The sequence below is a fragment of the Brevibacillus sp. AF8 genome (assembly GCF_021270385.1).
In the GTDB taxonomy this organism is placed as follows: domain Bacteria; phylum Bacillota; class Bacilli; order Brevibacillales; family Brevibacillaceae; genus Brevibacillus.
Genome location: NZ_JAGQDN010000012.1, coordinates 115,910 through 128,985 on the forward strand (window position 1 = coordinate 115,910; position 13,076 = coordinate 128,985).

Annotated in this window: 9 protein-coding genes; 3 read left to right on the forward strand and 6 right to left on the reverse strand. The window is 43.8% G+C overall.

The window, feature by feature from the left end:
• Positions 1-121: 121 nt before the first annotated feature.
• On the reverse strand, positions 122-1,240 hold the full coding sequence (locus tag KB186_RS16740; RefSeq protein WP_173611091.1) for a hypothetical protein: 1,119 nt from the start codon (positions 1,238-1,240) through the stop codon (positions 122-124).
• A 137-nt stretch (positions 1,241-1,377) separates the two neighbouring features.
• Here KB186_RS16740 and KB186_RS16745 point away from each other — a divergent pair, with 137 nt between their 5' ends.
• Positions 1,378-2,451, forward strand: coding sequence for an RDD family protein (locus KB186_RS16745; RefSeq protein WP_173611090.1), 1,074 nt, complete (start codon positions 1,378-1,380; stop codon positions 2,449-2,451).
• Positions 2,452-2,519: 68 nt separating this feature from the next.
• Here KB186_RS16745 and KB186_RS16750 read toward each other — a convergent pair whose 3' ends face one another.
• The 4 genes from KB186_RS16750 to brnQ all read right to left on the reverse strand — a co-directional run bounded on the left by KB186_RS16750 (position 2,520) and on the right by brnQ (position 8,986).
• Entirely contained in the window at positions 2,520-4,826 is a 2,307-nt protein-coding gene (locus tag KB186_RS16750) for a S9 family peptidase (protein ID WP_173611089.1), read from the reverse strand.
• A gap of 202 nt (positions 4,827-5,028) precedes the next feature.
• On the reverse strand, positions 5,029-6,621 hold the full coding sequence (locus tag KB186_RS16755) for a sensor domain-containing diguanylate cyclase (RefSeq protein ID WP_232774019.1): 1,593 nt from the start codon (positions 6,619-6,621) through the stop codon (positions 5,029-5,031).
• Positions 6,622-6,788: 167 nt separating this feature from the next.
• Positions 6,789-7,451: a 2OG-Fe(II) oxygenase gene (locus KB186_RS16760; protein ID WP_370646694.1), complete on the reverse strand. Its 663-nt coding sequence runs from the start codon at positions 7,449-7,451 to the stop codon at positions 6,789-6,791.
• Between the two features lie 188 nt (positions 7,452-7,639).
• A complete protein-coding gene (gene brnQ / locus KB186_RS16765) occupies positions 7,640-8,986 on the reverse strand; it encodes a branched-chain amino acid transport system II carrier protein (RefSeq protein WP_173611087.1) in 1,347 nt (448 codons plus the stop codon).
• 726 nt (positions 8,987-9,712) lie between these two features.
• Between brnQ and KB186_RS16770 the strand changes: the two genes are divergently transcribed.
• Complete coding sequence (locus tag KB186_RS16770; protein ID WP_232774021.1) at positions 9,713-11,191, forward strand: hypothetical protein; 1,479 nt, start codon at positions 9,713-9,715, stop codon at positions 11,189-11,191.
• Between the two features lie 433 nt (positions 11,192-11,624).
• Entirely contained in the window at positions 11,625-12,248 is a 624-nt protein-coding gene (locus KB186_RS16775) for a DUF2306 domain-containing protein (protein WP_232774022.1), read from the forward strand.
• A 149-nt stretch (positions 12,249-12,397) separates the two neighbouring features.
• Here the strand turns inward: KB186_RS16775 and KB186_RS16780 are convergent, their stop codons facing one another.
• Positions 12,398-13,042: a hypothetical protein gene (locus tag KB186_RS16780; RefSeq protein WP_232774023.1), complete on the reverse strand. Its 645-nt coding sequence runs from the start codon at positions 13,040-13,042 to the stop codon at positions 12,398-12,400.
• Positions 13,043-13,076 lie beyond the last annotated feature (34 nt).

Genomic DNA, 13,076 nt, shown 5'->3' on the forward strand with positions numbered 1-13,076 from the left:
TAGGAAATATTGCTCAGATTAAAGATACAGCAAAGTGATCCCTGCGTGGGTATTTTTTTTATGAACGTTGCATCCAGACAGAGAAAAACCCAACTATCGCAGATGTCGGGTTTCCTTTGCGTCATCTAATCATTCTGTTGATTCGTCTGGCTTCTATCGCGACTTTTTTACTGTACAGCCTTTTATCCTGTTTGAGTTGCAGCACCTTGGCACACTGGTGCGCCTTTCTCAAAACATTACTGCTGTAGTTGTTTGTCGATTTCAACATCTGATCAGCCCAGCGGTACGCTTCTCTAGCCAAAGTCTCGTTACTATCCTTTGCCTTCAAGCTGATATCCAACAAGGTCTCGCTCAAGCTTCTGCCCAAACCGGCACTCCTCCAGGAAGAAAAGAGTTTGAGCTCTGGTTCGCACTGCTTGACGCTCGCAAAAGCCTGGACCCAATCCTGCTTGAGCAAATGGATTTCGGCCATTTTTAGCCAAAGGAATACCTTGTTAAACGAATCTTTCTGTTCCGGGAGATCTTGTATGAGATAGTGAAGTGCCTTGTCGTACTCTTCCAATTGTTTTGCCTGATGATACAGCAGAGAATAATTCTTTTTGTCAGAGCCGAGCTGCTCCTCTAGCTTCTCCAGTAATTTTCTGGCTTCTGCCATGTTACCGAAATCGCAGGCTCTGTCCATTAATGTAATCAAGGACTCATCCTCGAGATTGGCTGGGTAATTCCTCGCCTTGGATTGAAACCATCGCTCCATATGTTCAGGCGTATACATCGTTGCCAGCTCCTCTCTCTTATCCTGAAAGAAAGAGCTGGTTCGGCACAGATCGTTCTCTTCGATATACGCGATCGCCTCTTCAATCCCCGCCGAAATGATATACTCGGTATCAAAACCATAGTAGGTATCAAAATTGCTTAATTTTGCCCGTTCAAAAAGTGGGATATGGGTAACATCCTTGCATTTCGCCAACAAATAAGCCACGATGTCCATCGATTCATAAAATCCCTGATACGGATGAGACTTATGCATCTCAATCTCTTGGCTCATCAAATAGTACAGGAGCTCCTTGTCTGCTTCCGTCACAGTCTGATCGTATTGAAGCTGAACGATCAAGGCGTATCTTTTCAGCCCGTTTTTGTCATAACCGTATGCATCCTTACATTTGCTGTATGCAAAAGAGCCCCAGAGGTCTTTGGCATGTTTGATCAATGGCAATTGCTCGGGTATTTGGTTGATTTCCATATGCGATTCTCCTCTCCCTTGAATGGGATAGCCACACCTTGCTCATCTTTTTCCATTCTAACCGTCAACAATTGACAATACAATTTTCAAAATGGTTAAATGTAACATGTTTACATTTCTTCAGGAGGTGCACAAAATTGGAGCAACAACCACCATCATCATCGGTACCGACAGAGTTTTCTCCTCTCGCCCAGCAAGAGCCACCAAAAAACATGGGAGATTTATCGAAATCGTATGACAGGGCGACGATTTTTTTCACGAGATGGGGAGCCCATGTTCTTGATTATATTCTTCTCGCTTGTTTTCTAACCGGCTTTCTCTCGCTTGGGGTTTCCATCACCAAAGACGCCAACAGTCTCTATTTCTTCATCCTAGCCGCCATTATCCTATGTTCTTATTATGTACTGTTAGAAGGACTTACCGGATATACGATCGGAAAATTTACGTTCCGCATCATTGCTGTCAATGAGGAAGGACGGCCACCGGGGTTATGGAAATCATTTATCCGTTCCCTCATTCGTCTATTCGAAGCAAATGTATTTCTTCTAGGCGGGTTGCCGGCCGGTATCTGTGTGTTGGCTTCCGACAAAAGACAACGGTTAGGCGATCTGGCAGCGAATACATACGTCGTGAAAGTGAAGGATCTGAACAACGTCAGCAAAAAGCAAACAACCGTACTCGCTGTTGTCTTTTCCATCGTAGCCGTTTTATCCATCATTGGTATGATTTTTGGGATAATCAGTCTCGCATCAAGAACGCCTTCCGAAGAAATTTTCTATAGCAAGGATAAAAAGTTTCAAATAACAGCCCCTTCGGATTGGAGCAAGGATTCCACCCTTCACGATGAAGCAGATATAGAAATCTCCAATCGTTTTAGCGAAAAGTATGTATTGGTCCTGTCAGAATCGAAACAGGATTTAGATAGTTCATTCACACTTCAAGATTATGCCCAAGCCATTGAAGCAAACCTTCAAGAGGCAGTAGAAAATGTATCCATTGATAAACAGATTCGTACGGTAGTCGACAATCAGGTGGCCACCCAATTCAATGCCAAAGGCGAAGTAGACGGCATTAAGGTCGCTTATATTGTGACATTGGTCGAAACGCCTACGCATTTTCATCAAATCATGGCTTGGACAGAAGAAAAAAGGTTCGAGTCCCTCAAGCAAGAACTGCAAAAGGTCAGTGCAAGTTTTCGCGAGGTAAAATAGCGACAGAACACAGAAGCCACCTTCATCAGGTGGCTTCTTCCCGGTACTCAGAAAACATTTTTCAGTTTTTATTCCTCACTGGCCTTTTTGTTGGCTACTTGATTCCCCCATGGAGGTTCTGCTCTCATCAAGTGCCGTACAAAATACTCCCATTTTCTGCGGATAAAGTACGGTTCCAAAGAAAATCCGTGATGTCGGTTGGGCAAAATCAACATGTCAAAATCTTTATCCGCTTTAATCAATGCATCCGCCATCCGAATTGTTTGGGAAGGATGCACATTTTCATCCATATCCCCACTCACCAACAAGAGCTTTCCTACCAGATTCGCTGCTAGACGAGCATTATCTTGATCTCTGTACAAGACTGGATCATACAGCCCTTGATAACGTTCTGCCCATGCTGCTATATACAGCCGTTGATCATGATTCCCACTCGCGGAAACAGCAACCTTGTAACAGTCAGGAAATGAGAGCATGGCCCTTGTCGAAGCGTAACCTCCCCCTGACGATCCCCAGATACCTACCCGGTCAACATCCACAAATGGGTAGCGCTCTGCCAATTCCCTAACCGCTGTTACATGGTCAAGTAAGCCTCCTGCTTCCTCCAATTTTCCGTCTGAGATGTCATGGAACGCTTTCGAACGATAAGGTGTTCCCATTCCATCCAGGATCAATACGACAAAGCCCAATTGCGCCAATGATTGCCCACCCCCCAGCGGGTCATGGCTTCGGCCGGGATCGAGTGCGAAAGCTTTTGGTGTATTGATGATCTGTGGTCCCCCGTAAATGTAATCGACAACCGGATATTTGCGGGAAGGATCAAACGGGAATGGGCGCAGCATCACCCCATAAAGATCGGTAACGCCGTCTCGTGCTTTGACGGTAATCCTTTCTGGAAATTGGTACCCCATCTCGAGCAGCATTTCCACATCAGCGTACTCCAATTCGCGAATCAAGCTACCATCTACCGAACGGAGGACAGTAACAGGCGGTAAATCAACTCGCGAAAACGTATCGACGAAATACTTCATAGTGGGAGAAAACACAACATCATGCTCTGCATCCTCTGGCGTCAGCAACGACAGACCAGTTCCATCCAGGCGAACACGATACAGATGTTGATAGTAAGGATCGCGCCCCTCTTCTAGCCCTCCTCCGGTGATATACACCCATCCCTGCTGCTCGTCCACTGCCATCAGCCTACGTACCGTCCAGGGACCCGATGTGATCGGATTGCGAATCTCTCCCGTTTTGCCATCACAATGGTAGAGGTGGCTCCATCCATCACGCTCTGAATGCCAGATGAACGAACCGTCGGCCAATAATCGAATATTCGGATTGGAAGCTCCGAGATTATGCAGGTCTTGGTTCAAAAACGTATCGCTTTCTTCCCGCAGTAACGTGCAAACCTCACCGGAGCAAGCATCCGCTACGGAAAAATCGACAGAGCGGGCATCACGGGACATCCGGGTGATATAGATCTGTTTACTGTCGGATGACCATCCAGCCATTTGCATCCCCGGAGTGAGGGGTGAGACTGGACATGCCAGTAAAGGCTCGCTTTCAATCCGGACTGTGGTTCGCCTTTCCAGATGACAGATGACCAGCTCAGCCAAAGGTACGTGTTGATCGCCAACGAGTGGATAACGGTACGAGTGCAGTACCGGTCTGACTCCTTCCCCTTTCGGAACAGATTGGATCAGGTGCATCTCACGTACCTTTCTTTGGTCAAGACGGTGGGTCAGCAGCATCTTTGAATCGGGTGACCAAATCACCACTGGAGGAGACTTACTGCCATTCAATCGCTCCGCCACTGTCGAGAGCCGACATTCAGGTTGGGTTCCGTAATCATAGTATGCCTTGCCGTCATGGGTTAGCCTGATACGCCTTCCGGTTTCGAGTGAGCGAACATACAAGTTGTGATCATATACGAACGCCACCCATTTTCCATCTGGAGACGGCAGTTCATCCATCGACGGCTTTTTAAAATGATGTAAGGGCTTGCAGTTGTATTCCTGTAAATCACAGCTCCAAACAGTACCGCCCACCTCAAACTGGAATGCCGATCCACTCTGGGTAAACATAAGTTCCCCAAGTGGCAATGTTTCTGCATCATACGTTTTGCCTGCACTATCTGACAAACAGACAGCTAGTCGTTCGTGATCGAATGCTGGCTGACTCGTATTCTGTTCAGCATCCACGATCACATATTGCCTCCCAGTACCCTTTTCCAGACGTATTTCACGGATGTACCAGAACTGACTCCCGCTAATCCACCGCGGCCTGACAAAAGCATTGAATACGGCGTCGTAATAATTGGTGGGATGCAAGCGTTTTGCCCTCTCATACTGTTCCCATGTGACAACATTCTCCATGTCAATCCCCCTCTTTCAAAGTGAGATACAAGAATCATGTGCTTCACATTTTTGAACAAAATTTTTCCTTATTTATCCATTTGCTACATGCATATGTAAAAAGCGGGATAATATATCTCCGAATTTGCTTTTTTAGCACCTGACACATGATTTATTTTCAAAAAGAAAGAGGCGATCTCTCGCCTCTTCGCTCTAACATAGATTACTCCGCTTCCGCTATCATCGTTTGGTTTCTACCTGATCTCTTCGCCTTGTACATAGCCTCGTCTGCTACATGTAGCAGATCTTCAGCAGTAACAGCATGAGAAGGATAGTGCGCAATGCCTAGTGACACGGTTAGCCGCTGTCCGATTGGGTTTGTGCTTGTTTCTAAGGCTTGGCGTATTCGTTCGGCCACCTGATAGGCCTCCTCCAAGCCAGCATGGGAAACAAGGACAACAAATTCTTCACCCCCAAAGCGACAGCTGACATCGTCAGGCCGAATTGAGGAAGAAATGATTTTCGCAAAATGCCTCAATACTTCATCTCCAGCCGGATGGCCATATGTGTCATTAATAGCTTTAAATCGATCAAGGTCCATCATCATAATAGAAAAAGGGATTTGCTCCGCCATCCATTTTTGCATGGTTTCCTCGAGCGTCCTTCGGTTCGTTAGCCCTGTCAAAGGATCTGTTCGAGCATCATGGGCCAATTGCTCCGTCTGCTTTTTGATATCGCTCAAGGCAAAGTGAATGGCACGAGATAACAGCTCGGCCTCCCGATTCCAATGCTGGCTACCCTCAGAGAGTTCCACCTCTTCTCTCCCGGCCTTACTCACAAGATTGGCCAAGGATACGAAAGGTTTCGCCACTTTGCGGGCAAGCCCGATCACAACTAACATTAATAATAAAAAGGGGGGCAACGTATACAACAACACGGATTGAATATCACGATTTAATTGTTCTTGAACAACACTGATAGGTGACACGACAACGACACCCCAGTCATTCGCCGGAACCTTTACGTACGCGGCTAATACCGTCTGTCCCCTCAAGTTGACGATCTGTTCATAGCCGCTTTTCCCTTGAATCAGCTTGCGTACGGCTGGATTGGCACTGATATCCTCTCCGATCCGGTTTGGATCACGGTGGAACAACAAATGACCATCAGATCCTACGATGTAAAAAGAGGAACCTAGTTCGTCTGTTGGATTACTTCCAAAGATCGTATTCAAAATGTTATCCTCGTGAAGATAAATCGTTCCCCCGATAAGCCCCCGGTAAATCCCATCTTTATCAAATATGGGTTCGCTCATCAATACAATGAGTCGCTTCGTACTTGATGTTACGTAAGGTTTGGAAATGTATGGCTTTTTTAAAGCTAATGCCGTTTTCGCCGTTTCCGTTTTAACATAGCTTCCTACTGTACCAATAGATCCGGGAGACACACTTTGAACACGCCCCGTTTCATCTACCACGGTAACCGAATTAAAATAGTTGTTTGTACGACGGATCAACTCAAGCTTGGAATATACCTCATCCGCATTCATCTCGTTCCGATTGGAAAAGGTGCTTGCCGAATACTGTAAGCTACTGCGCATGGATTTAATCAAAGCATCTAGGGTATGACTCATTTTGATTGCACTCGTATGATTTAAGGTCAAAGTCGTGTTAATCAGTGCCTGTTTTTTGGATTGATAGAATGAGATAAGGAGGATAGTGACAGTCAAGACAACGGATAAAGAGACTAGTCCTGTTAAAAGTGTCACTAGACTAATCTTTTTCGGGCGGTTTGCTCTTTTTAGTAAGACAGGCATTGGATGCCCCCTTGTATTTGGCATATAGCAGTTAGGCAATAAATAAAAAATAGTCTAACACTTGATAATATTCATTTCAAGTATACAAGAAAGTTCAAGCAACGATCTTGGCTTGGGGACATAAAAAATCCACCTTTGTCAGGTGGTGGTTTGTATTACAACATTATCTAGGAGACCCGAAAGCTTTGTCTTCTCATCCACATCGTTGCAACCCACTTTTCCCCATGGATCACTTGTGCACCTGCATGCAAAGTGAATTCGTTTAATTCTTGATTCCTGTAAAAATATTCAAAGTAGACAGCCATGCCTTTGGTTGGGAAAACAGATAAATGAAGCAAAGGGAACACCGTTTCACCGCCTTGCTCCACATCATTCAAATACATCACGAGCGTACTAATGCGATTGTTCGTACTTGCGCGACTCGTTTCTGCAAAGAAATCATAATGAGGTTTATATTCCTGGCCAGGGGTATATCGTAGAACTTGCAAACCATCGCCATGCTCAATCGGAATGTTCATGATTTGAGAGATTCGCTTCTCGATCCTTGTAATCGTCTCCGTCTGCTCGCAGAACACCCCGCTGCTCGTCCGAATAGAATTGACTGAACGATCTTCGCCTATTTTTGAGCGTTGCAATCGTTCTCGAGAATGTTCGATTAGCTCATCGCATTCGTGATCACTAAGCACATTTCCTAACACGGCAACCAGCGGTTCCTCATATTTGGCAAGAATTCGAATCTCTCGATCTTCTGTCTTGATCCTATTTCCGGTATGGTCAAATATCGTCCTTTCTTTCCCTGTCGTGTGCCCTATCATCCCTATGCACCCCATATATATGACATCCGTCGCAAAAAATAGAATACCATAAAATGGGTAAATCCAATCAACAAACTTTTGAAAAGCACAAACATTTTTAACTATAGAAAAAGCACCTTCATTATGAACAAAACCCGTCTCCTATATGGGAAGGGACGGGTTTGTAAATACTCTGGCTAAGTAGCATCTGTGAAAAGCTATTCTCATGCCTCTTTTTGTTTTTGAACGTGGTACAAATTCTTCCGGAAAACACTGATCATGTATCCGCAAACCCCACCTATTAGAGAAGGCAGCACCCAGCCCAAACCTACGTCATACATTGGAAGGTACTGAGTAAAAAAATGATGGGCAAAACTGTTTTCGAGTCCAGCAGCCTTTAAGCCATCAAACAGACTAATCAGAAAAGTCAAAAGTAAACTTCCTTGATACACTTCTGGCCGGCCCTTGAATGCTTTGTGCAGAAATGTCATGAAGAGTAACGAGATCGCAATCGGATACATCGTCATTAAGATCGGAACGGAAACCTTAATGAGTTGCGTTAATCCAATATTGGCAACGAGTGTACTGAAAACAGACAAAATAACCGCGAATTTTTTGTAAGAGATCTTTGGAAACAAGGAATGAAAAAACGAAGAGCAGGCTGTAATAAGCCCAACGCTTGTAGTCAAGCATGCCACTGTAATCATTAATCCCAATAAAATGGCACCATAAGAACCAAAGTAGTAATTCGAAACTTTCGCCAAAACCTCAGCGCCATTTTCTAAGTGGCCCAACTTTTCTACACTAGAGGCACCCATAAAGGAAAGTGCGGTATAGAAAAGAGCGAGAAGTAAGCCGGCTATCATTGTTGCTTTAGCACACGTAGCCAAAACTTGTTTTTTGGCAGTAACCCCTTTTTCTTTAATCGCATTCACAATGATCATTCCAAAAACAAAAGCAACAAGCGCATCCAATGTTAAATACCCTTCTTGAAAACCCTTGAAAAATACATGGGATGTGTAATCTGCTTGCGGGGCTTGAAGGGCTCCAATTGGATAAAGAATAGCCGTTACTGCAATAATTCCGATAAATGTTAATTTAATCGGAGTTAAGATTTTTCCGACTACATGGATAATTTTCATAGGATTGAGCGATAAGAAGCAGGCAATTGTGAAAAACACGATGGTAAATAGAATCAGCGGTGCCGAACCTGCCTGTTCTGATAGGAAAGGCTTTATCCCAATATCAAACGATACATTGCCAGATCTAGGTATCGCAAAAAACGGACCGATTGCTAGATACAGAACAACGGTGAATACCATTCCGAATACGGGATGCACGCGACTGGCTAAGGAGCGCAAGTCGTCTACTCCCGAATAAACAAAGGCTGTGATTGCTAGCAAAGGCAACCCAACCCCTGTAACCAAAAAACCTGCATTGGCTATCCATACATTTGTTCCTGCTAATTGGCCAAGCATTGGTGGAAAAATTAAATTACCCGCTCCAAAAAACAAAGCAAATAACATGAATCCGATCGTAACTACAAAAGAAACTGGTGCTTTCTGTGACACAACAATCCTCCTAATTATTCTCTATCTCTCATTCTTACATGCTCATGCAGATGGCTGCTAACCCAACCCTCATTTATTCATTCTGATACTATACTCCAAATAAACATTCTTTTCAAACACATGATAACTCAAAGCACCGCTCGCAAGAGAAAGACACTCCGAGTTGTCAAAAAACCAAATTTACATCCCTGATACAGTTTACTACAAGCACCCATATATCGCATCTGGAAGTACCTTCCCTAGAAAGCACCAAAAACTTTAAAAATATTTCAGAAAATATTTATTTTTCTTAACTTGAAATACATTGGCAATTTTCCTTATAATTACATTCAAACCTATTAGTTCCATTACTCTGGAAAGGAGGTGTAAACACATGAAAAAAGTCGTAAAAGTAGCAGTAAACAAGAATAAACAAGTGCAAGAAATGAAAGCGTTGAAATGGCGCGTAGTTGTTGATGTTTGCTTGTAAGAGAGCCAAAAGGCATGCATGCTTTCCATAAAATGATAAAAGTTAGGAAGGACGGGATTGCCCATGAAAAAGGTAGTGAAAGCACAACTTTCTAACAATCAAAACGTTCAAGAAATGAAATTGCTTTTCCATCCAATTATGACACTTGCGTGTAAAAAGTAATCAATTGTTCAAGAGCACCTCGTGTGCTCTTGAATTTTTTGTAGAAAGTTCTCGCTTTCCATGCAGTAAGCAAACATGACGGGATGGTGCAGATAATGAGTCAAGCGCATTTGTTGGAAAGATATCATCAGTTGAGAGAGCTTGCCGAGGACGCAGATGCATGGCTAGAATCAGAGATCGGTTCCGATCTTTGGGTGGATGGAATTAACGTATTTTTAACGGTATCAACAGAGGATTTTGTTGAGGGACTTGAGCGATTCGAGGGTAATTACGGATTTAAGAACGATGGAATTGTAAGCACTATACGTCAATTTCAACATTATTGTAGAGATGCATCTGCGGAAGGTGAATTCCCTTTATACCAGGCTCTAGCAGTTGGGATGACCTGGTTGAGCTTACAGCCTCAAATAAACGGCAGCTATTTCAACTTGCCCGTTCAAATTACCAATCACTCCATCGCTTTGTTGTTAAGCCCAACCTATTTAGCTGTTTGGGCACATAGTTACAATGAGGGGATTGGATTATACTTAGATTTACATTCGACGCTACCCACATTATTCCGACCGGAGCATGGACGGATTTATCAAAATGCAGGATCGTATTTGGAGGGAACGCACATCAAGTTTCCTTTTCAAAATTACTTCCACGAAATTGCTCATATCCTCTTCTTCCATGACGTCTATCAACGTGTGCTAGGGAGCGTAGATGAATGTAGAAGCTACTGGACACATATCGAGGCATGCATTTACGGACTCGAGGAACAAGTGCTCGCTGAAATGATGGAAGTCCAACCAGATTTGCATGCCATCGATGATGGATTCGGAAGCAGTAAAGGTTTCGAGGAATTTATCTCTTATCGCTTTGGAATTCTTGGTGCTCAAGAAGATAGATCGATACCAAAAGACACAGTTCGAACGTACATCAAAAGAAGTATGCAATTAGGCGAAGCTAATGAAAACATCCCTGATAATGAGGTGAAAGCGAGGATTCTTGCTAGTCATAAACTAGATCAGGAACGTTTAGAAGAGCTCGATACTCACTGCAAGTCATTTGCTACGGCATTGCAGGTACATAGCTTGTGGGGAATCAAAAGCTATCGACGAAACTCGATTCCAGCGTTTCGTGAAGTGGTAGAGTTACTCTCTCCTGATGCGTACTGTCTGCAAAAACTCGAAGAATCTATGCGGCCAGATTCATGGGGGACATTAGAGGATTTGTTATCAAAAAATCCGTTCGATGAGATATGCTCGCAGACGAGGGAAAAGAATATTCAAGTTTGGAACTGGCGTGATACCCTGTCTCGTTTGGCAGAAATGCGCGGATATTTGGCAAGCACCGATGAATCTGGTCACGGTGAGACCAATCAAGAGCTATTTCAGATAGCAAATCGTTTAGCTAGAGTCATTCACGAGGAGAAACAAAAAGAGGGCCCGGCAGAGCAGCATGAAAGCCAGTACGCGGACATGAAACGAGAAATTAGCGAAGCATTAAACCGATTACCTAACGTGGAAGTACGCGACCATTTGCACAATCTTCTTTCCAAACCCTATTACTTTGTATTAGAGCCCAATTAATAGCTGACGATGAGTCAAAGACCGGCGATATTTCCTATGCTGGTCTTTGTTTTTTTATGTAACGTATACATATCCCGCGATGGCATTCAGATTTTATCCTTTTTTTAGAAATCGTTTAGGGTTTGTTTTGAACTTGCGTTTAGGATGGGGGTAAGACAAATGATTCAGATGGGAGCGGTTTTTGCATGCTTGAGATGAATAAAAAGATCCCCCTTCCCCCTTATTTGGTTCTCTCTTTCCTTGGAAAGCTGCCCGTACATCTACGTTGGATTTGTCTCGGATTATACCTCATGATCGTTGCGCAGTTCCTTACCGTTATTTATTCCTCTCACTTAGGACTCCTCTCTGCGCTTCACCCGGTTATTGCCTTGTTTCTCTTCTGGGGCTCTCTCACCACATTAAAACATGCTCATAATGTAGGGAGGAAGAAGGCATGAGACTCCCAAAAATTTGGTGGGTATTATTTCTTGTATCTCTAGTGGTTATCGTTCCATTTATGTTTCCTTATTTAACCTTTGATTCTGCAAACAGTCGAATCACGATTATTCCCGGCACTGTTCAGTATCCTTTATTAGTTGCTCATATCGTGTCTGCTTTCATTGCTCTTCTCACTGGCTTTTTCCAGTTTGTCGATCGAATTCGCCTGAAGAACCCAAGGATACATCGTTTTCTTGGGAGAGTTTATGTGTACAGTGTGTTTATCAGCGGACTCCTCTCTTTAGCGAGTATCTTTTATGCAGAAGATTTCATGAAGGCAACAAGCTTCCTGATCTTATCTTTGGCTTGGCTATTCACTTGCTGGAAAGGGTACCGTACCGCCATCAACAGGCAATATGAGGAACACCGAAAATGGATGATTCGCAGTTTTGGAATGACACTGGTTGCCGTAAGCGCGCGTCTGTTGGTGCCAGTATTACTCCTTCTGTATTTTATACTGCACGGTTTTTCTCTTCCGCATGGGATGGAAACGGTCATTGCAGAGGTATTGAATGTAAACATTTGGGCTGGGCTTATTCTTAATTTTGTTATTGTGGAGTGGGTTATATTGAGGAAATAGAGTTGCTGAGTCACGCCACATGAGTGATGGAGTGGTAGCGCAAAGAAGGACTGTCTCGATCGTTGAATCGGGACAGTCCTTTTTGTAGATCGGTATTCGTCAGACATGGCTTTTCACCCAGGAATCAGCAAACTAACGAGGAAAGTAACCTAGAAGTAAGAGTTCCGATGCAGACTGCGTTTGCTTTTTTCAAGTGTCTTGATCAGCAAATATTTTTGTACGCCCTTGGATTCAGCAATGGCTAGTTGACCGTATTGTTCTGCTTCTGCCATGTTTCCTTGGTGATAGGCCACTTCAGCATTGAGTAACAACTGGTAGATACGGTTTTTGATTGCGGAGCGGTGTTGATTGTAGGCATCTTGGTTGTTTTTTAGTAGTGCTAAATGTGCGGAGTAATAGTTTCGATGCTCGATTGAATCAATCTTGCCGAGTGCTTTTTCTACCAGATCGTAGTTGCCGCGATGGAGTTCTACCACTATGGTGATGTAGGCGCGAAGTTTATCGGATGTAATTTTTGCTAGTTCTTTCTCGGCTTCCGCCTCGTTGTCGTGTAGATAGGCGTACAAGAAACGATAGTAAGGTTGTTTTGAATGTTTGACGTAGCGTTCAACTGTTTTCATGTTGGTGCTGAATTTAAAAATATAGAGGTCTTTGCTGATGAGAAGGACGAAAGCGATTATGAAAAAAGTGATCCATACGATTGGGGTAGGTTCTATGTCTAGGAAGGAGATTGTGATGCCACCTGCGGCTCCGAGGAGGAGCATGGTTAGTAGGTTGCGTAGAGTGGAAGACATGGTGGTGCTCCTTTGGTTTTGAGATTATTCTTTT